Origin of the sequence: Actinomadura sp. WMMB 499 (assembly GCF_008824145.1) — a bacterium.
Lineage (GTDB): Bacteria > Actinomycetota > Actinomycetes > Streptosporangiales > Streptosporangiaceae > Spirillospora.
In genome coordinates, this window is record NZ_CP044407.1 from 2919258 (window position 1) to 2944460 (window position 25203).

Here is a 25203-nt window from a genome sequence, read left to right on the forward strand (position 1 = left end):
GGGCCGATCTTCTCAGGGGGACGGACGATTCCCCGTACGCCCCGCTCCGGTCACCGGTCAGCGCGCCTCGCCCTTGCGGAACCTGAGCCCGTTGGCCGCGGGCATCCGGAGCCGCTGGCTGAACAGCGCCAGCACCAGCAACGTGATCAGGTGCGGCGTGAACGACACCAGCTCGCCCGGCACGGTCTCGCTGAGGAAGAACCAGGTGAGCAGCGCCATCGCCGACACGAGCGCCGCACCGGACGCCGTGTAGGCGCGGCGGACGGCACGGCGTGCGGCGTCCGTGGTCGCGTCCGGCCGCAGCCGCCCGGCCCGCACCGCCTGCCAGACCGCGGCGCCGATCAGCAGGATCGACACGAACAGCAGCAGCGCGTGCACCGAGGCCCCGCCGCCGCGCAGGTTCATCGCGTCGGTGTAGCCGAACAGCAGCGAGCCCGCGGTGAGCCCGCCCGGCCGCCAGTTCCCGAAGATCATCGCGGCGAGGCCGATGAAGCCGCGCCCGTTCGTCTGGCCGTCCTGGTAGGAGTTCGCGGCGACCGTCACGAGGAACGCCCCGGCCATCCCGGACAGCCCGCCCGAGATCATCACGGCCGCGTACTTCATCTTGACGACCGACACGCCGAGCGACTCGGCCGCGTACGGGTCCTCGCCGCACGAGCGGACGCGCAGCCCGAACGCCGTCCGCCACAGGACGAAGAACGACAGCGGGATCAGCAGCAGCGCGACCGCGGTCAGCGCGGACACGCCGCTGGTCAGGCCGCGCAGGATGCCCGCGAGGTCGGAGACCAGGAACCAGTGGTGCTCCTCGATCGAGCCGAGGGCGTCCGGGCTCTTCCACCCGAACACCTCGCCGCCCGACAGGATCGGCACCGTCAGCGTCGAGATCGAGTCGATCGGCGGCGACTGCCGCTCGCCGCCGCCGAGCGCCTTCGCCTCCTCCGTCGCGAACAGCATCCCGGCGAGGAACTGCGTGAGGCCGAGGCCCAGGATGTTGATCGCCACACCGGACACGATGTGGTCGACGCCGAACGTGACGGTCGCGACCGCGTGCAGCAGCCCGCCGAGGGCGCCGCCGAGGATGCCCACCGCGACACCGATCCACGGGCCCCACTGGTACCCGGCCCACGCGCCCGCCCACGTCCCGAGGATCATCATGCCCTCGAGCCCGATGTTGATCACGCCCGAGCGCTCCGACCACAGCCCGCCGAGCCCGGCGAGGAAGATCGGCACCGCGAGCCGCAGCGCGGCCCCGACCGTCCCGCTGGACGTCAGGTCGTTCGCCCCGTCCAGGGTCCGGACGAGCGACAGCAGCACCAGCAGCCCGGCGGTGATCAGCAGGTAGTGCGGCCAGCGGAGGCGCCGCCCGCCGTTCTTGGCGGCGGCGGCGCGATCGGCCTGCGTGACGGTCACTTGGCGCTCCCCGAGGTCTCGCCGGCCAGGTCGTGGCCCGTGGCCAGCTCCACGGCCACCGCCCGCTGCTGCAGCCGGATCTCCCAGCGCCGCATCAGCTCGTACACGATCACGACGGTCAGGACGACGACGCCCTGCATCACCCCGACGATCTCCTTCGGCACGTCCACCGCCTGCAGCACGTCCGAACTCTGGTCGAGGAACGCGAACAGCAGCGCGGCCAGCGCGATGCCGAACGGATGGTTGCGGCCGAGCAGCGCGACCGTGATGCCGGTGAAGCCGAGCCCGGCCGGGAAGTTCAGCGAGTACTCGTAGGAGCCGCCCAGCAGCTCCGGCATCCCGATCAGGCCCGCGATGGCCCCGGACATGATCATCGTGATGACGATCATCCGGCGGGCGCTGACGCCGCTGGCCTGCGCGGCCGACGGCGACAGCCCCGACACCTTCAGGTCGAAGCCGAACCGGGTGAAGTTGATGACGATCCAGAACACGACGCCGACGGCGATCGCGAGCGGCAGCAGCCCGTAGACCTGGCCGGGCAGGTCGATGCCGAGGGACGCCAGGAACCCGTTCAGCGGGCCGACGCGCCCGTCCTCGCCGATCTGCGGCGTCGCGATGTTGTTGCTGCCGGGGCTGACCTCGGCGAGCCGGTCCTCGTTCAGCAGGTACGCGATCAGGCCGGTCGCGATCGCGTTCAGCATGATCGTGGACAGCACCTCGCTGACGCCGCGCGTCACCTTCAGGACGCCCGCGATCGCGGCCCACACGCCGCCGACGACCATCGCCGCGACGATCACGAAGAACTGGCCGAGCGGCGCGGGCAGCGTCAGCGCCCCGCCGAGCGCCGCCGCGAGGAACGCGGCGAGCCGGTACTGGCCGTCCACGCCGATGTTCAGCAGGCCCATCCGGAACCCGATCGCGACCGCGACCGCCGACAGGTAGTAGCGCGTCGCCCGGTTCAGGATGTCGACGATGGAGTTGTCGGTCGTCCCGTACTCGACCATGCTCCGCACGGCCGAGAACGGGTCCGCGCCGGTGATCCGCAGCAGGATCATCGTGATGACGAGCGAGATCAGCAGCGCCACGACCGGCGCGCCGATCTTGAGCGCGAGGCCGCGCGGCCCCATCCCCCGCAGGATCGCCTTCCACGCGGGGACGGCGGCCGGGTCCTCCGGCGCGCGCGGCGCGTCCGGTTCGTCCCGCTCGGCCTTCGCGACCGCCGCGTCCGGCTCCGACTTCCCGGCGTCCGTCTTCCCGGCGGACGGCTTCGGCTGGTCGGACGGGTCGGACGGGTCGGACGGGTCGGCGACCTCGTCCGGCTCACCCTTCGCCTCGTCCGGCTCCCCGGCGGCCTCGTCCGGCGGCTCACCCTTGCCGGCGTCCGGCTTCGAGGCCTCGGACGGTTCGGGGGGCGGCTGCTCGTCCGGGTGCTCGGGGTCCTTCGCGTCGCTCATGAGGGGGCTCCGGCGCCGGTCATGGCGGACCCGAGCTCCTCCGGGGTGACGGTGCGCGGATCGACCTCCGCGACCAGCCGTCCCCGCAGGATCACGTGCAGGGTGTCGGACATTCCGATGAGTTCCTCTAGGTCGGCGCTGATCAGCAGGACGGCGAGGCCGGCGGCGCGGGCGCGCCGCAGGTGGTCCCAGATCGCGGCCTGGGCGCCGACGTCGATGCCGCGGGTGGGGTGGGCGGCGATCAGCAGGTGGGGGTCGCCGGACATCTCCCGGCCGACGATCAGCTTCTGCTGGTTGCCGCCGGACAGGGCCGCGGCGGGCACCTCGATGCCGGGGGTGCGGACGTCGTAGTCCTGGACGATGCGGGTGGTGTCGCGGCGGGCGCCGCGGCGGTCGATCCACGGGCCCCGGACGTTCGGGGGCCGCGTCTGGTGGCCGAGGACGCGGTTCTCCCACAGGGTGCCCTCGAGGATCAGCCCGTGCCGGTGCCGGTCCTCGGGGATGTAGGCGATGCCGGCCTCGCGGCGGCGGCGGGTCGCCCAGTGGGTGATGTCGTCGTCGCCGTAGGAGATCGTGCCGGCGTCCGCGCCGCGGATGCCCATGATCGCCTCGATCAGCTCGGTCTGCCCGTTGCCCTCGACGCCGGCGAGACCGACGATCTCGCCGCGGCGGATGCGGAGGGAGACGTCGTCCACCAGGGGACGGCCCTCCGGGGTGAGGACGGTCAGTCCGCCGACGTCGAGCTGGACCCGATCGGTCGCGGTGGAGTCGCGGAGCTCCGGGGTGGGCAGCTCCGAGCCCACCATCAGCTCGGCGAGCCGGCGGGACGTGACCTCCCGCGGGTCGAGCCGGGTGGCGACCGTGGTGCCGCGCCGGATCACCGAGATCGTGTCGGCGACCGTCAGGACCTCGTCCAGCTTGTGCGAGATGAACAGCACGGTCAGGCCCTCGGCCCGCAGCTCCCGCAGGTTGCCGAACAGCTCGTCGACCTCCTGCGGGACGAGCACGGCGGTCGGCTCGTCCAGGATCAGCACCCGCGCGCCCCGGTACAGCACCTTGAGGATCTCGACGCGCTGCCGCTCGCCGACGCCGAGCCGCTCGACGAGCACGTCGGGGTCGACGCGCAGGCCGTACGCCCTCGACATCTCGGTGATCTTCGCGCGGGCGGCGGCGAAGTCGATCCGGCCGCGGCGCCTGGGTTCGGCGCCGAGGACGACGTTCTCCAGCACGGTCAGGTTGTCGGCCAGCTTGAAGTGCTGGTGGACCATCCCGATGCCGCGGGCGATCGCGTCGCCGGGGCCGCGCAGCGACACCTGCTCGCCGCCGATCTCGATGGTGCCCTCGTCCGGCCGCTGCATGCCGTAGAGGATCTTCATGAGGGTCGACTTGCCGGCGCCGTTCTCGCCGCACAGCGCGTGCACCTCGCCGCGCTCGATCGTGAGGTCGACGTCGCGGTTGGCCACCACGCCGGGGAACCGCTTGGTGATCGACGCCAGCCGCACGGCCGGCACCTGGTCGGGCACGGGGGCTTCTCCTGCCTCGGACGGGGGGAGGGACGGCACCGCGCGCACCGGACGCCGCGTGCGGCGGCGTCCGGTGCGCCGGGGGGTGGGACGGTCGGGGCGCCGGGCGGGTCAGGCTCCGCCCGGAACCGTGATCTCGCCCGAGATGATGCCCTTCTTCAGCTCCTCGAGCTTGGCCTTGTGGTCGTCGATGTGGCCGCCGGAGGTGGCGAAGCCGACGCCGTCGTTCTCGAGGTTGTACTGCTTCGGGCCCGCCTTGAAGGTCTCGTCCGAGACGCTCTTGACGAAGTCGTACACGGCGAGGTCGACGCGCTTCACCATGGAGGTGAGGATGTGGTCCTTGACCTCGGCCAGCGCGGGCTGGTTGTACTGGTCGGCGTCCACGCCGACGGCCCACTTGCCGGCCCCGCCGACGGTCTTGATGACGCCGATGCCGGCGCCGCCCGCGGCGTGGTAGATCACGTCGGCGTCGTCGTCGAGCATGCCCTTGGCGGCCTCGTTGCCGAGGCTGACGTCCTTGAAGCCGTTGAAGTTCGGCGGCTGCGTCAGGTACTTCGCCTGCACCTCGGTGTCCGGCTCGACCTCCTTGGCCCCGGCCTCGTAGCCGGCCTCGAAGCGCTGGATCAGCGGCACGTTCACGCCGCCGATGAAGCCGATCTTGCCGGTCTCGGAGGTGAGCGCGGCGGCGGCGCCGACGAGGAACGAGCCCTGCTCCTCGGCGAAGCAGGCCGCGCCGACGTTCGCGCCCTCGACCTTGCAGCCGTCGGCGTCCACGACGAGGAACTTGGTGTCGGGGAACTCCTTCGCGACCTTGTTCACCGACGCGGTGTAGGCGAACCCGACACCGATGATCGGGTTGTAGCCCTGGTTCGCGAGCAGCCGCAGCCGCGACTCCTTGTCGGAGTCGGGCTCGTCCGGCTTCGCGGAGATCTCCTCGGTGTCGATCTCGAGTTCCTTGGCGGCCCGGTCGAGCCCGGCCGCGGCGGAGTCGTTGAACGACTGGTCGCCACGCCCGCCGATGTCGAAGGCCAGGCCGACCTTGAGGGCGCCGTCGCCCTCTCCGCCGCCGTCGGCCGTCTCACCGCCGCACGCGGACGCGCTGAGCACCAGCGCGGCGCTCGTCACGGCGACGAGCGTCCTTCTGAATCCACGGCGCAAGGTAGCGCTCCTTCCGATCCCCACCACGGAGGCGGCCGGAACGGCCGCCGAAATCGTTGGGACGCTACCTCGGAAATGGTGCAAAACCGCCACATGCTGCGGTTTCGCAACAGCTCCGTTACCAAGGCGTAGACAGACCGCGGCCGGGCGTCCGCGGTGGGGTTTCGGATGGGAGAACGCGGCGTTTCAGCCGAGCGCCGCGCCCTCGATCGGCTCGCCGTCGCCGGGCCGTCCGCCCTCCCACAGCGCGGTCAGCGCGGTCGCGCTCAGCACCCGGACGCCGACGGCGACGCAGCGCTCGTCGACGTCGAAGTCGCCGCGGTGCAGGTCGTACTCGACGGGGGAACCGGGGGCGCGGACGCCGAGCCGGGCGAGCGCGCCGGGCACCGACTCCAGGTACCAGCCGAAGTCCTCGCCGCCGAGGCTCTGCGGGGTGGGCACCACGCCCTCCTCGTCCATGACCTGGGCGGCGGCGTCGCGGAACATCTGCACGCTGGTCGCCTCGTTCACGGTCGGCGGGACGCCGCGGACGTACTCCAGCGACGCCTCGACGTCGTAGGCGGACGCGACCGACTGCAGCAGCGCCTTCATCATGTCGGGCGCCGCGTGCCACGCCTGGTCGTCCAGGCAGCGGACGGTCCCCTCGGCGATGCCGTCGTCGGGGATCGCGTTCGCGACCGACCCGGCCGACACCCGCCCCCACCAGGGACAGGCTGGAGCGCGGGTCGACGCGGCGGGACAGCGCCGACGGCAGCTCGGTGACGATCTTGGCGAGGGCGTAGACGAGGTCGGCGGTGAGGTGCGGCCGCGCGGTGTGCCCGCCGGGCCCGGTGACCTTCACGTACACCTTGTCGCAGGCCGCGGTGATCGGCCCGGTGCGCAGCCCGAGCTGGCCGACCTCGATGCGCGGGTCGCAGTGCAGCGCGAACGCCCGGTCGACGCCGACGAGGCCGCCCGCCGCCATCACGTCCAGCGCCCCGCCGGGCACCTCCTCGGCGGGCTGGAACAGCAGCCGGACGCGGCCCGGCAGCAGCCCCGCCTCGGCCTGCTGGGCGAGGAACAGCCCGGCGCCGAGCAGCATCGTGGTGTGCACGTCGTGGCCGCAGGCGTGCGCGACGCCCGGGACCGTCGACCGGTACGGGACGTGCTCCTTCTCGTCGTGCAGCGGGAGCGCGTCGATGTCGGCGCGCAGCGCGACGGTGCCGCCGTCGGCGGGGCCGATGTCGCAGAACAGGCCGGTGCCGCGCGGGAGGACCTGCGGCTTCAGCCCGGCCGCGCGCAGCCGGTCGGCGATCTTGCGGGTGGTGCGGTGCTCGCTGTAGCCCAGCTCGGGTGGGCGTGCAGGTCGCGGCGGAACCCGACCAGCTCGCTCTCGTGCCGGTCCAGGAACCCGTCGAGCTGCGGCTGGAGCGCGGCGCCGCCGAGGACGACCGGGGCGCCCGCGCCGCGGCGCCCGACGGGACCGGGCCGGCGGCGGAGGGCGGCGTCGAGACCGCCGTGGGGTCCCCCGCGGTGCCGGGGGCGGCGTCGCGGTCGTCCGGCCGGCCGGTGCCGGGGTCACGGCCGGCCCCGGACGGACGGTCGTGCCCCGCCGGACCGGCGGTCGGTGTTTCAAGGCCGGGCATCACCCCGGGTCCCGGGTGGGTCATCTGCGCCCCCTGCGCGACGGCGGAGCCGAAGGGTCTCCGCCGGGTGGTGTCGATGTCGTCTGGACGGTTCTCGCGGTCCTCTCCGCGCCTCTCGTGCTTCCGCGGGCCGTCCGGGTCCTTACAGGTGTGTTCGCCGATCCCCGCCTCCGTTCAGCGCGCCGGTCTCCGAGGGGTCGCCCGGGCCGTCCCCGGGCGCGGGCTCGGCGGGGCCGGGCGTCCGGTCAGGCCCCCGCACGAGAGACCTCCCCGAAGGTGACGAACCGGTCCTCGGCGAGTTCGGCGACGGCGACGTCCACGACGTCCTCCAGCGTGCCGCCCTCGGCGCGGACGGCGCGCTGCCGCTCGTACGGGGCGCCGTGGTCGAGCACCTCGCCGGCCACCTTGAGCTCCTCCGCGCAGCCGAGCCGGTCGGCGACCGGCTCCAGCTCGCGGATCAGCTCGTACAGGTCGTCGCGGAGCGGGACGGTGTGGCCGCGGTCGTCGGTGATCACGATGGCGTCGAGCCCGTACCGGGTGGCGCGCCACTTGTTGTCGCGCACCACCCAGGCGGCCGGCCGCGGCAGCGTGTAGCCGCGGTCGAGCTGCTGCTCGAACAGCGTGACCATGCTCTGGCTCAGGGCCGCGGCCATGCCGACCTCCCGCAGGGTGGGGATGCCGTCGAACATGCGGATCTCGACGGTGCCGAAGTCCGGATGCGGGCGGACGTCCCACCAGACCTCCTTGATGCTCCGGATGGTTCCGGAACGCAGCAGGGTGTCCATGTAATCCTCGAAGGCCGGCCAATCGTCCAGCAAGTGGGGAGGACCGGCCGTCGGCATCTGACCGAAGACGACGGCACGGCACGAGGCCAGTCCGGTATCGCCGCCGCTCCAGAACGGGCTGGACGCGGTCAGCGCGAGGAAGTGCGGAAGGTAGGCGGACAGCGCGTTGACGACCGGGATCACCTTGTCGACGTCGGAGACCCCGACGTGCACGTGCACGCCGAACGTCTGGATGCGGCGGGCGAGCCACTGCATCTCCTCGACGAGGTCGGCGTAGCGCTGCATCGGGGCCATGACCGCGTCGCGCCAGTCGCTGATGGGGTGGGTGCCGGTGCAGGCGAGCGCGAGACCGCGGTCGGCGGCGGCGGCCCGCAGCGGCGCGATCGTGCCGGCCAGGTCGGCCTTCGCCTCCCCCACGGTGTGGCAGATATCGGTCACGACCTCGACCGTGGACTCCATCAGCTCGTGCCGGATCCGGGGGTTGTCGCCGCCCTCGCTCAGCGCGGGCAGCGCGGCGAGCACACCGCGTGCGTCCTGCCGCAGGTGCCTCGTCTCCGCGTCGACGAGCTGCAGTTCCCACTCGATACCGAGCGTAGCCCCGTTCGATGCGTTGAAGTCAATGGCCACGGCCAACCTCCGTCCACAATCGTTGCAGGTCGTTGCGTGGCACGTGGCGCAGTTCAGCCAGCGGGTCCCTAAGCCTGGACAAACGCCGGTCCAGGTCACGTGTTCTCACCATGATGGCGCCCGTGTCCGTCGCCTCGCCGGACCTCATGCCCTTTGCCTGTCAATTGACTCGTCCGGGCGGCCGCCGCACGGGCCCGGGCCATCCTTTTCGGTCATCGATCCGGCCCATGGAACCGCACGATCGAACTAGTCAGTCCGTCCCAAATTCAGATTCGTGACGGACTGTAACTGATTCTAGTCGCCTCGTCTGTACCAAGAATCAACCTTCGTCCCTTCAGTCCCAAGTGTTCCAGGCTTGCCGCTTTCCGGCACGGGTACCCCTTCGCCGGATAGGTCGCCTAGTCTGCGGGGGAGTCATGGGCGTTGGGGGCGATCGCGCTCCTGCGGAAGCAAGGAGCGTCGGGAGCGTGCACTCAGGACGATCGGACCGGACGTCGGAGGGCGCCGGGCGGCCGGGGCCGCCGGACGGGGACACCGGACGGACGGACGGCGCGGGCCCACGGAACGTGACGGACCGGCCGGACGGCACCGGTTCGGAACGCGGTGCCGGTCCCGCGCCGCGTCCGGGGCAGCCCGCGCGTCCCGTCCGGTCGCCGCGTCCCGCGCAGCCGGCACGCCCGGACCGTCCCCCGCGTCCGGACGGCCCGCCCCGCCCCGATCGTCCCGGGCGTCCCGGGCGCGCGCGGCGGGCCGCGACGGCGGTCGCGGTGCCGCTGACCGTGGCGGCGCTCGTGGCGCCGCCCGTCCCGGCGCGGGCGGACCAGGGCCGGCCGGAGGCCGCGCGGACGAACGCGCCGGGCGCCCGGCCCCCGGTCGGCGGGGCGCGGCTCGCGAGCGGCGGGATCGTCGTGAACGAGGCGCCGGGCGTCCCCGCGCTGCCGGAGATCGACGTGGCGTCCTACCTGGTCGCCGACGGGACGACCGGGAACGTGCTGGCCGCCAAGGATGCGCACGGGCACCATCTCCCGGCGAGCACGATGAAGGTGCTGACCGCCGCGGCGCTGATCCCCCGCCTGGACGCCGACCGGCAGGTGCGCCCGTCGCAGGCCGCGTGCGACGTCGAGGGGACCAAGGTCGGCCTGACGCCGAAGATGAAGTACAAGGTCTCGGACCTGTTCTACTCGCTGCTGATGATGTCGGCGAACGACTCGGCGGTGGCGCTGGCGGAGGCCAACGGCGGGGTGGAGCGGACCCTCGCCGACATGAACGCCTACGCGCGGAAGCTGAACGCGCTCGACACCGTGGCCGGGTCGACGAACGGGCTCGACAAGGACCTCGGCCTGGACGTCCGGACGCAGCACACCTCGGCGTACGACCTGGTGCTGGTCCTGCGTGAAGGGATGAAGAACGCCGACTTCCGCAGGTACATCTCCGCGATCGACCACGACTTCCCGGCGCCGCGCACGAAGGAGCAGCGCAAGCAGGGCAAGCCCGGCGGCTACCCGATCCACACGCACAACCGGCTGCTGCCGGGCCAGCGGAACGAGTACACGGGGATGCTCGGCGGGAAGAACGGCTACACGATCGCCGCGAAGCAGACGTACGTCGCGGCGGCGCAACGGAACGGTCACACGATCTACATCGCGCTGATGGGCGGCGCCGTGCAGCCGTCCGAGCCGGCCACGGAACTGCTCGACTGGGGGTTCGCGGCGCGGGGCAAGGCGCAGCCGGTCGGGAAGCTCGCCGAGCCGGTCGGCGCGGAGAAGAAGGCCGATCAGTCGGGCAATCTCCTGCCGGACGCGCCGCTGGCGTCGGAGGACGGGTCGCGCACCTGGGTCGTGGTCGCGGGCGGCGCGGCGGGCGCCGTGCTGGCGGTCGGGACGCTGCTGCTGGTGCTGCGCCGCCGCAGGCGCGACGACCCGTTCTCGTAGGGCGGCGCCGTCGCGCCGCCGGGCCGTTCGCCGTCCCCGCCGTCCGTCCCGGGGTCCTGCTCGCCGTTGTCCGCGGCCTGCTCGGCCTCCTCGGCCTGCTCGACCTCCTCGGCCTCGTCGTAGGCCTCCGCTTCGGCCTCGGCGGTGATGATGACGCGCCGGGTGGCCGTCCAGCCCGCCACGTACAGGACGAACCGGGACGCGACGTTCATCCACACCATCAGCCCGACGAGGACGGCGAACGACGCGTACACCGGGTTCTCGGTGGTGCGGCTGATCAGCAGGCTCGCGACCTGCTTGAGCACCTCGAAGCCGACGGCGCCGAACGCCGCGCCGCGCGCGATCCGCCGCCACGGGGCGCGGGCGCCGGTCAGCCGGGTGAACAGCACCAGGAAGATCACGGTGTTGAACGCGATCGCGACGGTCAGCGACAGGAGCCGCAGCACGGTGCCGGCGCCGGCGACGTCCTGCAGGCCGAACCAGCCGAGGACGGTGCCGGTCGCGGACGTGGTGACCGTCGACACCGCCATGCCGGAGATCAGCACGACGCCGAGCAGCACGAGCACGGCGGCGTCCCACAGCCGCAGCAGGACGGGGTTGCCGCCGCCGTCCGGTTCGTTGCCCCACATGTCGCGCAGCGACTCGCGCAGGATCTGCACCCAGCCGAGCCCGGTGACCAGCAGCGCCGCCAGGCCGATGACGCCGACGGCGGTCTTCGACTCGGCGACCTGCTGCACCGGGAGCTCCTGCGACAGGCCGGGCAGCAGCGAGTTGATCGCCTCGACGAAGTAGCCGCGCACCTCGTCGCTGACGCCGACCAGGTAGCCGAGCAGCGCGTAGGCGAGCGCCAGCAGCGGGAAGAAGGACAGGAAGCCGTAGCAGGTGAGGGCGGCGGCGAGCCGGTTCCCGCGCCGCTCCTGGTACCGCTGGAACGCGCGGACCTGGTGATCGAGCCACGGGCGGCGCGCGCGCTGGCGGCGGAACAGGTCTTTGCCGTCGTTGAGGAGGGCCTCGCCCCGCCTTTGCGCTCCGTTGATGGCCTGCCGCATATGCGCAACGTACCCGGCCGTGCACGCTCGAAAGCGGCGCGGGCCGCCCCGGTGCCCGAACGTTACGCACCACCGCCGCCCCCCGCGGCCGCCCGCGGGGTCAGGGGGCGTCCGGGCCCTCGCGGCCGATCGCGGCGTCGTCGAACACGTAGTCGCGCTGCGGGCGCCACACGCCGTCGCGCCCGTGCAGGTAGAGGGAGAAGCCCCAGACGTCGAAGTCGGCGCGGAACCCGGCGAGGTCCTTGAACGCGCGGTCCATGACCTCGTCGGGCAGGTGGTGGGCGATCGTCACGTGCGGGTGGTACGGGAAGGCGAGCGGACGTTCCAGGGGGCCGGACGAAACCCTCGTCTGCAAGCGCTCGCAGCCGCTGATCCCTTCGGCGACGGCCACGAACACGACCGGGGAGACCGGGCGGAACGTTCCGCTGCCGCGGAGCCGGAGCACGAACGGGAGCTCGGTACGGGCGATCTTGCGCAGGTGCGCGTCGATGATCCCGAGCGAGCGCGCGTCCACCTCGGTCGGCGGCAGCAGCGTGATGTGCGTGGGGATGGCGCCGGCGAGCGGGTCGCCGTAGGACGCGCGCCGGGCCTGCAGCCAGGAGCCGAACGGTTCGGGGACGGGGACGGCGACGCCGATCGTCCGGGCGTCCGGGTGGGCGGGGACCGCCGCCATGCCGCCCACGAAGGTGTCGGCGACCGGCCGCTCCGCCGCGCGTCCCGGGGCGCCGCGCCCGCCGGCCGACCCGCCGCCGGCCGACCCGCCGGCGGACCGGGCCGCGTCAGCGGCCACGTCCCACGAATCCCACGCGTTCGCGCACGGTGTCCATCGTCCGGGCGGCGACCTTCCCGGCGCGCTCGGCGCCGAGCGCGAGCAGCCGGTCGAGTTCGGCCTCGTCGCCCAGCAGTTCGAGCGTGCGCTCCCGGATGGGGGTGAAGGTGTCGAGGACGACCTGCGCGAGGTCCTTCTTGAACTGCCCGTACCCGGAGTCGGCGTACCGCTTCTCCAGGTCGGGGATCGGGGTGCCCTCCAGCGCGGAGAAGATCCGCAGCAGGTTGGTGACGCCCGCCTTGTTCTCCTCGTCGTAGACGACGTCGGTGCCGGTGTCGGTGACCGCGCGCATGATCTTCTTGCGCATCGGGCCGGGCTCTTCGAGGACGTCGATGATGCCCTGCGGGGACGACGCCGACTTGCTCATCTTGGCGGTCGGCTCCTGCAGGTCGGTGATCTTCGCCGCGCCCTCCGGGATGAACGCCTCCGGCGGGACGAACGTGTCGCCGAACCGGTGGTTGAAACGGCCCGCGAGGGTGCGGGTCAGTTCGAGGTGCTGCCGCTGGTCCTCGCCGACGGGCACCCGCAGGACGCGCTCGCCCGCCCCGGGCTCCGGGGAGTACAGCAGGATGTCGGCGGCCTGCAGGACGGGGTAGGTGAACAGGCCCACGGTCGTGTTCGTCTGGCCCTGCTTGGCGGACTTGTCCTTGAACTGGGTCATCCGGCCCGCCTCACCGAACCCGGTGAGGCAGCCCAGCACCCACGCCAGCTCGGCGTGCTCGGGCACCTGGCTTTGCACGAAGACGGTGGCACGCTCCGGATCGACGCCCATCGCCAGCAGCTGCGCGACGGCGACCTTGCTGCGGCGGCGCAGGACGGCCGGGTCGTGCTCGACGGTGATCGCGTGCAGGTCGACGACGCAGTAGAACGCATCGTGCGAGTCCTGCATCGAGACCCACTGCCGCAAGGCGCCCAGGTAGTTGCCGAGGTGGAACGAGTCGGCGGTGGGCTGGATCCCCGACAGGACGCGCGGCGCCGCCGCGGGGGCGGTGGTGGGGTCGAAGGCTTCGGGCATGTGCACGGACCGATTCTCTCAGGTGGCTGCGGAGGCGCCGCGGGCGGCGGCGCCGCTGACCGCCCGCGGGACGTCGCCCCGCGCGTCCCGCCCATCATATTCGGCGTCGCGCGGTCCGGACGGTGCCCGCTCCGGGATGCGGATAGCCTGGACGGCACCCCCGCAGCGTCGCCACCACCGTCATCCCGAGGAGGCCGTTCGTGAAGCTGCTCGTCACCGGAGGCGCCGGCTACATCGGCAGCGTCGTCTCCGCGCTGCTGCTGGAGGCCCAGCACGAGGTCGTCGTGCTCGACGACCTGTCCACCGGGCACGAGGACGCCGTCCCGGCGGGCGCCCGGCTGGTGCGGGGCACCCTGCGGGACACCGCGGCGGAGGTGCTCGGCGGCGCGGGGTTCGACGCCGTGCTGCACTTCGCCGCCAAGTCGCTCGTCGGCGAGTCCGTGCAGAACCCGGGCCTGTACTGGGACAAGAACCTCGGGGAGTCGCTCGCCCTGCTGGACGCGATGCGCGTCGCGGGCGTCCGCAAGATCGTGTTCTCCTCGACGGCCGCGACCTACGGGGAGCCGGAGTCGACGCCGATCCTGGAGACCGACCCGACCCGGCCGACGAACCCCTACGGCGCGTCCAAGCTCGCGATCGACACGGCGCTCGCCGAGTACGCCCGGCTGCACGGCGTCGGCGGCGTCTCGCTGCGCTACTTCAACGTCGCCGGGGCCTACGGGACGCTCGGCGAGCGGCACACCGTCGAGACCCACCTGATCCCGAACGTAATGAAGGCGGCGGGCGACGTGGGCGGCGGCACGGGCGGCGAGCCGGTGAAGATGTTCGGCGACGACTACCCGACGCCGGACGGCACCTGCGTCCGCGACTACATCCACGTCGAGGACCTCGGCCGGGCGCACCTGCTGGCGCTCGACGCCTGCGAGCCCGGCGCCCACACGATCTACAACCTCGGCAGCGGCACCGGGAACTCGGTGCGCGAGGTCGTCGAGGTCTGCCGCGAGGTGACCGGCCGCGACATCCCGGCCGAGGTCGCGCCGCGCCGCGCGGGCGACCCGGCGGTGCTCGTCGCGTCGTCCGACAAGATCCAGAGCGAGCTGGGCTGGAAGCCCGAGCACGACCTGCGCACCATGGTCGGCGACGCCTGGACCTTCCTGCGCTCCCGGTGACCGCCCCGCCGGAGGCCGCCCCGCTCGCGGCCGCGTTCGAGACCGCGTACGGGCGGGCGCCGGACGGCGTGTGGCGGGCGCCCGGCCGGGTCAACCTGATCGGCGAGCACACCGACTACAACGAGGGCTTCGTCCTGCCGTTCGCGCTCGCGCACGGCGTCTCGGTGGCGGCGGCGCGGCGGGACGACGGGATCGTCGAGGCCCGCTCGCGGCAGGCGCCGGACGTCCCGGTGCGCGCGCCCGTCGCCGGCGGCCCCGTCGCCGCCGACGGCTGGCCGCCGGAGCGGGCGTGGGCCGCCTACCCGGTCGGGGTCGCGCGGGTGCTGCGCGACGCGCTCGGCACGGGCGGGGCCTCGCTGCTGATCGACGCCGATCTCCCCCAGGGGGCCGGGCTGTCGTCGTCCGCCGCGCTGGAGTGCGCGACGGCGCTGGCGCTGTGCGACCTGCACGGCGCCGCCCCGGACCGGCGCGAGCTGGCCCGGCTGGCGCAGCGCGCGGAGAACGAGCAGGTCGGCGCCCCCTGCGGGATCATGGACCAGTCGGCGTCGCTGCTGTGCACGCCGGGGAACGCGCTGCTGCTGGACTGCCGCAGCGGCCTGTCCGGGCAGGTGCCGTTCGCGCCCGGCGGCGCGGGCCTCACGCTCCTGGTCGTCGACACTCGCGCGAGCCACGCGATCGGCGGCGGCGACTACGGGCGCCGCCGCGCCGAGTGCGAGGAGGCCGCGGCGCTGCTCGGCGTCCCCGCGCTGCGCGACGTCACCGACCTCGCGGGCGCGCTCCGGTCGCTGCCGGACCCGGTGCTGCGCCGCCGCGTCCAGCACGTCGTCACCGAGAACCACCGGGTGGAGGCCGCCGCCGGGCTGTTGCGCGCCGGGGCGGTCGGCGAGCTGGGCGCGATGCTGAACGCCTCGCACCTGTCGCTGCGGGACCAGTTCGAGGTCTCCTGGCCGCAGGCGGACGCCGCCGTGGACGCCGCGCTGCGCGCGGGCGCCCGCGGCGGCCGGATGATCGGCGGCGGGTTCGGCGGCTCGGTGATCGTCCTCACCGCGACCGACCGCGCCGGCCGCGTCCGCGACGCGATCGGCGCCGCGTACGCCGGGCGCGGCTGGACGGCGCCCGCCTTCCTGGACGCCGTCCCGTCCACCGGCGCCCATCGCGTCCGTTGACGCGCTCCCCGGCACGAACGCCGGGGATTCGGCCTGCGCCGCACCGCGGGCGGTGCGGTCGATTCCGCGGCTTCCCGCGTGGCGGGCGCGCTCAGGAGCCGTCGGAGCCGTCGGCGGAGCGCTCCCCGAGTTCCTGCTGCGCGGTCGCGATGATCATCCGGCAGCGGCGTTCGGCGGCCGGGTCGCCGTCCTCCCCCGCCAGCTCGGGCAGCGCCTCCTCGGCGGCCTCAGCCGCGTCCAGGTGGCGGCCCGCGCCCAGGTAGGCGGCGGCGAGGTCGACCCGCAGGTGAGCGACCGGGGCGTACCCGCCCTCGGCGGTCCGGGCCGCGACGGCCTCCACCAGGTCGGCGATCGCGTCGGCGGGACGCCCGGCGCGCAGCAGCGCCCTGCCGCGCTCCACGTGCGCGTCGACCCGGAACATGGCGTGCCCGGGGTCCCCGGCGAGAACCAGGCCCGCCAGCTCGATGATCTCCCGGTCCACGTCCGCCGGACGGGCCTCGGCGTTCCCCGCCGCGGCGATCCGCCCGAGGATCTCCGCCAGTTCGGAGGCGGCGTCCGGTAGTTCGCCCTGCGCGCGGAACCCCTCGATGCTGCGCCGCAGCGCGGCTGTCGCGGCCGCGCTCTCGCCGGTCAGCAGCAGCGCCCGCCCCCGCAGGAGGTCGGCCTCCGGCGCGAGGACGGGATCGTCCGCGGGGGCGATCCGGTCGAGCGCGGCGAGCGCGTCGGCGGGACGGTCCAGGTCGAGGTGGGCGCCCGCGAGCCGCAGCAGCGCCGACGCGCGGTCGGCGGGGTCGGCCGGGTTCGCGGTGAAGTGGTCGACGGCCTCCGCCAGGTCCGCCATCCCCTCCGGATCGCCCTCCTGGACGCGCAGCTCGCCCCGCCTGCCCAGCGTCCGGTGCCGCCGGTCGTGCTCGTCCAGTTCGGCGAACCGGTGGGCGGCCTCCGCCCAGTCGTCGAGCGCGCCCGGCCAGAACCCGGCCGCGGCCCGCTCCTCGCCGCGGCCGACCAGCCTGCGGGCGGCCTGCAGCGGCGTCGGCTCGACCTTCTCCGCCACCGCGTCGAACCGCCACCACGCCGCGAACCTCCGGGTCCTGCCGGCGCCGCCGGCCGACCGGTCGGCGAGGTCGAGCAGCTCGTCGAGATCGTCGATCGCGTCGATGTCGTCGAACCGCGGTTCCGCGGGCGGGACGGGTGCGGGAGCCGGGGCCGGGGCCGGGCGGCGGTGGTGCGCGGCCGGCGGCACGTACTCGGTGACCGGCTCCGCCTCCATGATCGCCCGCATCCTGTCGCCCTGCCTGGACGTCCCGTTGCGCGCGTCGAACCGGGCCATGAGGTCCGTCGCGAACGCCGTCAGGTCGGCGTGCAGCGCGTCCACCGGGACGTCCGCCGCCGCGCGCTCACCCGCCTCGGGGCGCCGCAGCGTCGCCGTCCCGTGCCCGGCCGCCGACGCGCGGCGCAGCACCAGCGCGGCGGACGCCGCGAACCGCATCGCCGAGTACGGGTCCGGCGCCCGGTCCAGCCAGCCCAGGTGCCGCTCCAGGATCTCCAGCCCGCGCGCATCGTTCCCGGTGAGCCCGCAGAACTCCAGGTGCTCCCCGATGTCCGCGAGACGGGAGGGCTCCGTCCGGTTCACCCGGTACGCGCGGCGGTGCATGTCGGCCGCCTCCGCGTACCGTCCCATCCGCAGGTACACGTGCATGAGGACCGTCTGGATGCTCTGCGGCTGCGCCCTGCAGTTCACTTCGGCGGTCAGCACGGGCGCCGCGGCCTCCAGCGCGTCCTCGTACCGGCCCGCGTCCATCAGGTGGTACGCCGCCCAGGTCGGGTCGCAGCCCTCGCACTCCGAGAACCAGTCGCGCTCCGACGCCCGCCACCTGGCGAACCAGTCCGCCGCCGCCTCGTCTCCCACGTGCTGCGCCACGACGCACCGGCGGTGGTAGACCGCCTGCAGGCCGTACCCGCCCGCGCGGTACCGGCGCTCCATGTCGTCCAGCACCGCGTACGTCCGGTCCAGCGGGATCTCCGGGAACTCCGTGAGGCTGGTCGCGATGGTCTTCATCTGCCGCAGCAGCCATTGCCCGTACTGGAAGCGGCCCGGGTCACGATCATGGTCGGCGAGCGTCCGGCCGAACGTCGCGAACGCCTTCGCCGGCTCCCCGCCGAACCGGTAGGCGTCGGTCAGCACGATCCGCGCGCGGTACGCCAGCACCTCGTCGCCCGCCGCCTCCGCGTGGCGCAGCGCACCCTCCCGCAGGACGATCTTGGCTTCCCCGTCGGGCAGCTTCCCCGCCCGCTCCGTCAGCTCGTAGACGTCCTCGACGCTCACCGGCCACCCTCCGGGGTGTGGACGGCCCACTCCAGCAGGCCCAGGAACGAGCGGTTCAGCACGGCCGTGTCGGCGGGCCGCAGCGGATGGTGGCCCAGCAGCAGCGCCTGCCCGTACAGGGCCTGGACGGCGACCTCGACCGGCCCGCCGTCACCGAGCGCGATGATCCGCCTGGTCAGCGGGTTGCGATGGTTCAGCACCAGTTGCGGGCGCTCCACCCCGACGGTGCCGCCCAGGGCGCCGAGGACGTCCGCCCACAGCTCGCCGGACTCCTCCTTCGCCCGCGTCAGCTCGTCCCGGAACTGGGCGTCGCGGGACGTCAGGAACAGCGCGGGCAGCGACGGCGGGTCGAAGTCGCGGACCACGACCTCGCAGTCGAGCCGTTCCACCGCCCGCCGCGCCGCCGCCAGGAACGGCCGCAGCGCCAGTTCCGTCGCCGGATCGAGCACCCCGAACGCCGTCGCCAGCTCCGCCGCGTCGAGGCGCGCCAGCCTGAGGTCCGGATCGATCGCCGGGAGCCGCTCGATGATCTGCGCCTCGTAGGTGTAACCGGCGTTCACCAGCCCCACGCCCTGCGCGCCCGCGACGGCCGACAGCCGCCGGAACTCGTCCACCTCCACGGTGAACCGACCGTCCGGATGCCGCCGCCGGAACTCGGCGAGGGTCATCCGGCCGGCGGACGTCTCGAAGTCCAGCCAGCGGTAGACGAGTCGCAGCATGTCGTCGTCGTGCAGCGCCATCGCCCGCACGCCGTGATGATGCAGCTCCAGGAAGTCCTGCAACCTCCGCTGATCGGTCTCCGCCAGCGTCACCAGCCACTGGCGCAGCGACTCCCCGAGCGCCTGCCGCGTCGCGTCCAGCAGCTCGTCCTCGTAGAGCGCCTCGCGGCTCGCCGTGGGCCGCAGCTCGCCCGCGTCCACCACGCACCGCGCGAAGAACGCCCACTCCGGCAGCAGCCCCTCGACGCCCTCCGCCAGCAGCATCCGCTTCAGGTAGACGCGGTGCGCGGCGCGGGCGGTCGGCGCCACCGGCTGCGGCAGGACGAACGCCACGCCCGCCAGCCCCGCCTCGGCGACGTGCACGTCCACCACGTCGAACGGCGTGAACCCGTACAGCGACTCGCAGTACGCCTCCAGCGCCCACCGCCGCGCCTGCGGATCCGGGTGCGACGCCCGCCAGGGCGGCTCCTCGCTGATCCGGACGCCGTCCACCGTCAGCTCGACCGGCAGCAGCGACCCGTACGTCCGCGCCAGCTCCGCCACCACGGGCGGGCTCAGCAACTCCCCCGCCCCCGGACGGGCCCGCAGCGTCACCGTCGTCCCCGGTTCGGCGCGCTCGCCCGGCTCCACCCGGTAGCTGCCCTCCGAGCGGCCCGTCCACCGGACGGCTTCGCCGCCGCGCGCCGACCGGGTCACCACCTCGATCTCGTCGGCGACGAGGAACGCCGACAGCAGGCCGATGCCGAACTGGCCGAGGAAGTCGTGCCGGGAGAACCCCAGTTCGTCCCGCTTCGAGGACCGTCCGATCGTGGCGAGCAGCGTGTGCACCTCGTCCGCCGTCAGCCCGACGCCGTCGTCGTGCACCCGCAGCGCCCCGCCGCCGGTCTCCACCCGCACCCGGCCGCCGCCCTCGCCGCGCGCCGTGATCGCGTCCACCGCGTTCTGCAGCAGCTCCCGCAGGTACACCCGCGGGCTCGCGTACAGGTGGCGGCTCAGCAGATCCACCACCCCGCGCAGATCCACCTGGAAAGCCTGATCCGTCACCTGTACCTCCCCGTACTTTTTAACGAGCGAGGCCACCATAGCGAGCGACCGCGACCTTTCGAGATCGATCACGAACGCGAGCGAGCCCCGGACCCGACGGGGGTCCGGGGCTCGCGCCGCTACGCGGTACGGGTCAGATCAGGCCCAGCTTGCGGACCGCGTCCCGCTCCTCCGCCAGCTCGCCGACCGACGCGTCGATCCGGCCGCGCGAGAACGCGTCGATCTCCAGGCCCTGGACGATCTCCCACTTGCCGTCCTTCGTCGTCACCGGGAACGACGAGATCAGCCCCTCGGGCACCCCGTACGACCCGTCCGACACCACGGCCATCGACGTCCAGTCGCCGTCGGCCGTGCCGTTCACCCACGTGTGCACGTGGTCGATCGCGGCCGACGCCGCCGACGCCGCCGAGGACGCGCCCCGCGCCTCGATGATCGCCGCACCCCGCTTGGCGACCGTCGGGATGAAGTCGTCCTCCAGCCACTTCTGGTCGTTCACCACGGCGGCGGCGCTCTTCCCGCCGATCTCCGCGTGGAACAGGTCCGGGTACTGGGTCGCCGAGTGGTTGCCCCAGATCGTCATCTTCCGGATGCCGTCGACCGGCACGCCCGCCTTCTTCGACAGCTGCGCCAGCGCCCGGTTGTGGTCCAGGCGCGTCATCGCGGTGAACCGCTCGGCCGGGACGTCCGGGGCGTGCGACTGCGCGATCAGCGCGTTCGTGTTCGCCGGGTTTCCGACCACCAGCACCCGCACGTCGTCGGCCGCGCCCGCGTTGATCGCCTCGCCCTGCGGCTTGAAGATCCCGCCGTTGGCCTCCAGCAGGTCACCGCGCTCCATCCCCTTCGTGCGCGGCCGCGCGCCCACCAGCAGCGCGACGTTCGTCCCCTGGAAGGCCGCGGTGGCGTCGTCGAAGATGTCGATGCCCTGCAGCAGCGGGAACGCGCAGTCGTCCAGCTCCATCGCGGTGCCCTCGGCGGCCTTCACCGCCTGCGGGATCTCCAGCAGCCGCAGCTTGACGGGTACGTCCGCGCCCAGCAGGTGCCCGGACGCGATGCGGAACAGCAGCGCGTAACCGATCTGGCCCGCGGCGCCGGTGACGGTGACGGTGACTGGGGTGCGAGTCATTGCCTCTTCTTCTCTCCTGCTGTGACCTGACGGGGCCGCTGTCACCCGGACGAGGGTCCGGGCGGCCCATCCCTGCGAACCCGACCGCCCAAGAGGCGCGCCACCGCGCGGGATCTCTCGCCGTCGAGATAGTTCCCCAGCAGGCTATACCGCACGCTCGTCCGGACGGCGGGCAGGTGCGCCGCCCGGCATCGGTCACCCGTACGGGAACGCGAAAGGCCGCCCCGGGATCACCGGGACGGCCCGCGCATGCGGCGGTCAGCCGTTGATCTTCTTCTGCAGGTTGGTGTCCAGCGCCTCAAGGAAGCCCTGCGTCGTCAGGAAGGGCGTCTCGTTGCCCACGAGCAGCGCGAGGTCCTTGGTCATCTGGCCGCCCTCGACGGTCTCGATGCAGACTTCCTCCAGCTTGCGGGCGAAGTCGATGAGCTCGGGGGTGTTGTCCAGCTTGCCGCGGTGCTCGAGGCCGCGGGTCCAGGCGAAGATCGACGCGATCGGGTTGGTCGACGTCGCCTTGCCCTGCTGGTGCTGGCGGTAGTGGCGGGTCACCGTGCCGTGCGCGGCCTCGGCCTCGACGGTCCTGCCGTCGGGGGTCATCAGGACCGAGGTCATGAGGCCGAGGGAGCCGAAGCCCTGCGCGAGGGTGTCGGACTGGACGTCACCGTCGTAGTTCTTGGCGGCCCAGACGAACCCGCCCTCCCACTTCAGCGCCGCCGCGACCATGTCGTCGATGAGCCGGTGCTCGTACTCCAGGCCCTTGGCCTCGAAGTCGGCCTTGAACTCCGACTCGTAGATCTCCTGGAAGATGTCCTTGAAGCGGCCGTCGTAGGCCTTCAGGATCGTGTTCTTCGTGGACATGTACAGCGGCATCCCGCGGTTGAGCGCGTACCGCATGCTCGTCCGGGCGAAGTCCCGGATGGAGTCGTCGTAGTTGTACATGCCCATCGCGACGCCGCCGCCGGGGAAGTCGGCGACCTCGAACTCCATCGGCTCGGAGCCGTCGGCCGGCGTGTAGGTGATCGCCACCTTGCCGGGGCCGGGGACGACGAAGTCGGTCGCCTTGTACTGGTCGCCGTGGGCGTGGCGGCCGATGATGATCGGCTTGGTCCAGCCGGGGACGAGACGGGGGATGTTCGAGCAGACGATGGGCTCGCGGAAGATCACGCCGCCGATGATGTTGCGGATCGTCCCGTTCGGGGACCGCCACATCTTCTTCAGGCCGAACTCCTCGACGCGGGCCTCGTCGGGGGTGATGGTGGCGCACTTGACGCCGACGCCGTGCTCCTGGATGGCGCGGGCGGCGTCGACGGTGACCTGGTCATCGGTGGCGTCCCGATGCTCCATCCCCAGGTCGTAGTACCGCAGGTCGACGTCGAGGTAGGGCAGGATCAGCTGGTCCTTGATGAATTTCCAGATGATCCGCGTCATTTCGTCGCCGTCGAGTTCGACGACCGGGCCCGCTACTTTGATCTTGGGCATGCTGTTGCTGTCCCTTTCCTACACCTGGCCAGCAGTCCTTGTAAGGCTCAACTGGCAAGGCTATCCGAGCGGGTTCGGAGGTCTAGACCTCGCCCCCGCGGGGACGCGCAGGACACGAGGGCTATCCGGGGGACCGGGCGCGGCGCCGGCCGAGCAGCATGAGCAGCCCGCGGGCCGCCATCGCGAGCGCGATCAGGACGCCGAAGGCACCGGCGAGGACGAGCCCGGTCTTGTGCATCGGCGGGACGCTGAGGGAGACGAACGCGACCGTCTCGCCGAGCAGGACGAGCGTCCAGCAGTCGACGGCGCGGCTGCGGACGGCGAGCATGCCGAGCTGCGACTCCGGCAGCAGCAGGCGGGCCAGGGCGCCGAGGAGCAGGGCGGCGGCGATCACGCCGGACCCCTTGCGGAAGTAGTCGAAGGACGCCAGCGTCAGGCCGGCGGCGACGCCGAGCAGGACCATCAGGTACGGCAGCCGGCCGAGCCAGTGCGGCGCGGCGGACCTCCCGCGGGGCGCTTTGCGCCGGCGCCGGTGCACCTGAGTGGTCATGTCCACACCGTAGTCCCATTCCGGTCACGGCGGCGCCGAAGCGGCCCGAAAGCCCTGCGGCACAGACCCTACTCGCCGGTAGGAGGGTGTGACGGCAGGGCGCCCGGGTAACCCGGACGACAGGGGTCGCTAACTAGCTGGGAGGACTGCCGTGGAGGGGCCGTTCATGCGGATCGAGGACAGCGGAGTGGTCATGCCGCTGCGCCCCGACGTCACGACGGTCGGGCGGGGGCGGGGCGTCGACGTCCGGCTCGACGACCCGAGTGTGTCCCGTTTGCACGCAGAGATCGTTCGGCGCGGCCCGTACGTCTACGTGGTCGACATGGGCCTGTCCCGCAACGGGACGCGGGTCAACGGCCGGCCGATCGCGCGCCGCGTCCTGGAGGACGGCGACGTCGTCACCTTCGGCACCGCGCGGTGCCGGATGGGGGGCATCCCCCGGGAGGAGGTCGACCCGGACGTCGAGCTGCGCCGGGCGGTCGCGCCCGAACTGACCCGGCGCGAGGTCGACGTGCTGACCTCGCTGTGCCGGCCCGCCCTGTCGGACGAGGCGTTCGTCGCGCCCGCCACCGCCCGCGACATCGCCGGTGATCTCGTGGTGACGGAGGCGGCCGTCAAGCAGCACCTGCTGCGCCTGTACCAGAAGTTCCGTATTCCCGAGGGTCCCAACCGCCGCACCCGGCTCGCCAACGAGGTCATCGCCATGGGCCTCGTCCGGCCGCTGCCGCCCGTGCACGTCCCGCAGGGCCGTCCCCCGATGGACGGCGGGCGCCCGCCGGGCGTCCGTCCCGAGGCCCGCCGGCCGGGGCACGGCACCGCGCACGTCACCCGTCCGGCCCCCAGCGCCGCGGGCAGGCGAGCGAGCTGACGCCGTTCCGTCGCGGCGCCCCCGGTCCCCGGGCCGAGGGCGCCGCGACGGGCGCGGCCAGGCGGCTTACCTTCGGGTAATCACGCACTTCGAAGTGCGTTCTTGTGCGGGTTCCGGCCCGGCTGAAGAGTGGTCCGCATGGATACGCGGAACGAACGAATCAGCATCCTCGGTCTCGGCGCCATGGGGCGCGCGCTCGCCGGCGCGCTCCTGGACGCCGGTCGCGAGGTGACGGTCTGGAACCGGACGCCCGGAAGGGCGGGCGACCTCGTCGCGCGCGGCGCGCGGGAGGCGTCGAGCGTGGCGGAGGCCGTCGAGGCGGGCGGCCTGACGGTCGCGGTCCTGCTGGACGACGCGAGCGTGCGGGAGTCGCTCGCGCCGGTGCTGCCGAAGCTGGCGGGCGGGGCGCTGGTGAACCTCACCAGCGGCTCCGCGCGGCAGGCGCGCGAGCTCGCCGGATGGCTGGGAGAGCACGGGGTGCGGCTGCTCGCGGGCGGGATCATGGCCGTACCGCCGACCATCGGGACGGACGGGGCCTTCATCCTCTACAGCGGCGCGCGCGACCTGTTCGACCGCGCCGCCCCCCTCCTCGAACCCATCGGCCGTCCGCAGTGGGTGGGCGAGGACGCCGGATTCGCGGCGCTGTACGACATGGCTGCGTTGAGCGGCATGTACGGCATGGGCGCCGGGGCCGGGCACGCGGTCGCGCTCGTCCACGCCGAGGGCGGCGACGTGGCGGCGTTCAAGCGCGACGTGCTCGGGCCCTGGATGGAGCAGATGCTCCCGTTCATGGTGGGCGGCGCGGCCGTGGACGAGTCCGTCCCGGACGACTTCAACGCCGCCATGCAGGCGACCGGGCTGGAGACCATGCTCGCCGCCACCGCCGAGGCGGGCCTGCCCGCCGAGTCGGCCGGGCACCTGCGCGCCGCGCTGTGGGAGATGCGCCGCGCGGTCGCCGCGGGCTGAGCGGGGCAGGGGTGGGGCGGGGCACGGCGGATATCATGGCCGGCGTGCGCAACCCGCCCTACATCTGTGCCCTGGACGCCGCGATGGACGTCGTCGAGGGCAAGTGGAAGGCGCTGATCCTCTGGGCGCTGGACGAGCGGCTCCACCGGTTCGGGGAGCTGCGCCGCAGCCTCCCGGGCGTCAGCGAGAAGGTGCTCGCGCAGCAGCTGCGCGAGCTGGAGGCGGACGGGATCGTCCGGCGGACCGTGTTCGACGAGACGCCGCCCCGCGTCGAGTACGAGCTGACCGACCAGGGCGCCGCGCTCTACGCCGCGCTGGGCGCCCTGGGCGAATGGGGCGCCCAGCGCATGGCCGAGCTGGACATCACCCCCACGCACGGGCGGTGACCGG

General features: G+C 73.3%; 18 protein-coding genes and 2 pseudogenes. 6 read left to right on the plus strand and 14 right to left on the minus strand.

The genetic code is table 11. The features are described from left to right. Nucleotides 1-57: 57 nt before the first annotated feature. From F7P10_RS12600 to F7P10_RS12625, 6 genes and pseudogenes are all read right to left on the minus strand, one after another. Nucleotides 58-1410 carry an ABC transporter permease gene (locus F7P10_RS12600; protein ID WP_151009518.1) on the minus strand — a complete coding sequence of 451 codons (1353 nt, stop codon included), beginning with the start codon at nucleotides 1408-1410 and terminating at the stop codon, nucleotides 58-60. Continuing rightward, entirely contained in the window at nucleotides 1407-2864 is a 1458-nt protein-coding gene (locus F7P10_RS12605; RefSeq protein WP_254716569.1) for an ABC transporter permease, read from the minus strand. Before F7P10_RS12605 ends, F7P10_RS12600 begins: the two co-directional genes overlap by 4 nt. Further along, entirely contained in the window at nucleotides 2861-4387 is a 1527-nt protein-coding gene (locus F7P10_RS12610) for an ABC transporter ATP-binding protein (protein ID WP_151009519.1), read from the minus strand. Before F7P10_RS12610 ends, F7P10_RS12605 begins: the two co-directional genes overlap by 4 nt. 111 nt (nucleotides 4388-4498) lie before the next feature. Continuing rightward, the gene (locus F7P10_RS12615) at nucleotides 4499-5545 is read right to left on the minus strand and encodes a BMP family protein (protein ID WP_151009520.1); all 1047 of its coding nucleotides are present in this window, start codon (nucleotides 5543-5545) and stop codon (nucleotides 4499-4501) included. Between the two features lie 186 nt (nucleotides 5546-5731). Beyond that, nucleotides 5732-6931 (minus strand): annotated as a pseudogene (locus tag F7P10_RS12620) (amidohydrolase). 484 nt (nucleotides 6932-7415) lie between these two features. Beyond that, nucleotides 7416-8582, minus strand: coding sequence for a glutamate--cysteine ligase (locus F7P10_RS12625; protein WP_151009521.1), 1167 nt, complete (start codon nucleotides 8580-8582; stop codon nucleotides 7416-7418). A gap of 467 nt (nucleotides 8583-9049) precedes the next feature. On the opposite strand from F7P10_RS12625, the gene F7P10_RS12630 reads away from it, so the two are divergent. Further along, nucleotides 9050-10513: a D-alanyl-D-alanine carboxypeptidase gene (locus F7P10_RS12630; protein WP_254716570.1), complete on the plus strand. Its 1464-nt coding sequence runs from the start codon at nucleotides 9050-9052 to the stop codon at nucleotides 10511-10513. Nucleotides 10514-10734: 221 nt separating this feature from the next. On the opposite strand, the pseudogene F7P10_RS12635 reads toward F7P10_RS12630, so the two are convergent. The 3 genes and pseudogenes from F7P10_RS12635 to trpS form a co-directional block, all read right to left on the minus strand. Continuing rightward, nucleotides 10735-11562: pseudogene (locus F7P10_RS12635) on the minus strand (YihY/virulence factor BrkB family protein); the annotation flags it as partial. Nucleotides 11563-11662: 100 nt separating this feature from the next. Next, nucleotides 11663-12352, minus strand: coding sequence for a 2'-5' RNA ligase family protein (locus F7P10_RS12640; protein ID WP_254716571.1), 690 nt, complete (start codon nucleotides 12350-12352; stop codon nucleotides 11663-11665). Next, nucleotides 12342-13406 carry a tryptophan--tRNA ligase gene (trpS, locus tag F7P10_RS12645; RefSeq protein WP_151018003.1) on the minus strand — a complete coding sequence of 355 codons (1065 nt, stop codon included), beginning with the start codon at nucleotides 13404-13406 and terminating at the stop codon, nucleotides 12342-12344. Before trpS ends, F7P10_RS12640 begins: the two co-directional genes overlap by 11 nt. A 200-nt stretch (nucleotides 13407-13606) precedes the next feature. Here trpS and galE point away from each other — a divergent pair, with 200 nt between their 5' ends. Together galE and galK are read left to right on the plus strand one after the other, a co-directional pair. Next, nucleotides 13607-14575, plus strand: a complete 969-nt coding sequence (gene galE / locus F7P10_RS12650; protein WP_151009522.1) for a UDP-glucose 4-epimerase GalE — start codon at nucleotides 13607-13609, stop codon at nucleotides 14573-14575. Then, entirely contained in the window at nucleotides 14572-15741 is a 1170-nt protein-coding gene (gene galK, locus F7P10_RS12655; RefSeq protein ID WP_151009523.1) for a galactokinase, read from the plus strand. The genes galE and galK overlap by 4 nt, the downstream gene beginning before the upstream one ends. A 91-nt stretch (nucleotides 15742-15832) precedes the next feature. On the opposite strand, the gene F7P10_RS12660 is transcribed toward galK, so the two are convergent. From F7P10_RS12660 to F7P10_RS12680, 5 genes are all read right to left on the minus strand, one after another. Then, complete coding sequence (locus tag F7P10_RS12660; RefSeq protein ID WP_151009524.1) at nucleotides 15833-18067, minus strand: hypothetical protein; 2235 nt, start codon at nucleotides 18065-18067, stop codon at nucleotides 15833-15835. Then, entirely contained in the window at nucleotides 18064-19830 is a 1767-nt protein-coding gene (locus tag F7P10_RS12665) for an HSP90 family protein (RefSeq protein ID WP_218040475.1), read from the minus strand. The genes F7P10_RS12660 and F7P10_RS12665 overlap by 4 nt, the downstream gene beginning before the upstream one ends. Before the next feature lie 133 nt (nucleotides 19831-19963). Further along, nucleotides 19964-20953 (minus strand): malate dehydrogenase, encoded by a 990-nt coding sequence (locus F7P10_RS12670; protein WP_151009526.1) that lies wholly within the window; start codon nucleotides 20951-20953, stop codon nucleotides 19964-19966. 258 nt (nucleotides 20954-21211) lie between these two features. Beyond that, nucleotides 21212-22429, minus strand: a complete 1218-nt coding sequence (locus F7P10_RS12675) for an NADP-dependent isocitrate dehydrogenase (RefSeq protein ID WP_151009527.1) — start codon at nucleotides 22427-22429, stop codon at nucleotides 21212-21214. Between the two features lie 121 nt (nucleotides 22430-22550). Next, nucleotides 22551-22979, minus strand: a complete 429-nt coding sequence (locus tag F7P10_RS12680) for a DUF3017 domain-containing protein (RefSeq protein WP_151009528.1) — start codon at nucleotides 22977-22979, stop codon at nucleotides 22551-22553. A gap of 151 nt (nucleotides 22980-23130) precedes the next feature. Here F7P10_RS12680 and F7P10_RS12685 point away from each other — a divergent pair, with 151 nt between their 5' ends. From F7P10_RS12685 to F7P10_RS12695, 3 genes are all read left to right on the plus strand, one after another. Continuing rightward, complete coding sequence (locus F7P10_RS12685) at nucleotides 23131-23847, plus strand: FHA domain-containing protein (RefSeq protein WP_151009529.1); 717 nt, start codon at nucleotides 23131-23133, stop codon at nucleotides 23845-23847. Between the two features lie 138 nt (nucleotides 23848-23985). Continuing rightward, the gene (locus tag F7P10_RS12690) at nucleotides 23986-24813 is read left to right on the plus strand and encodes an NAD(P)-dependent oxidoreductase (protein ID WP_151009530.1); all 828 of its coding nucleotides are present in this window, start codon (nucleotides 23986-23988) and stop codon (nucleotides 24811-24813) included. 35 nt (nucleotides 24814-24848) lie between these two features. Continuing rightward, a complete protein-coding gene (locus F7P10_RS12695) occupies nucleotides 24849-25199 on the plus strand; it encodes a helix-turn-helix domain-containing protein (RefSeq protein WP_151009531.1) in 351 nt (116 codons plus the stop codon). The last annotated feature ends 4 nt before the right edge of the window (nucleotides 25200-25203 follow it).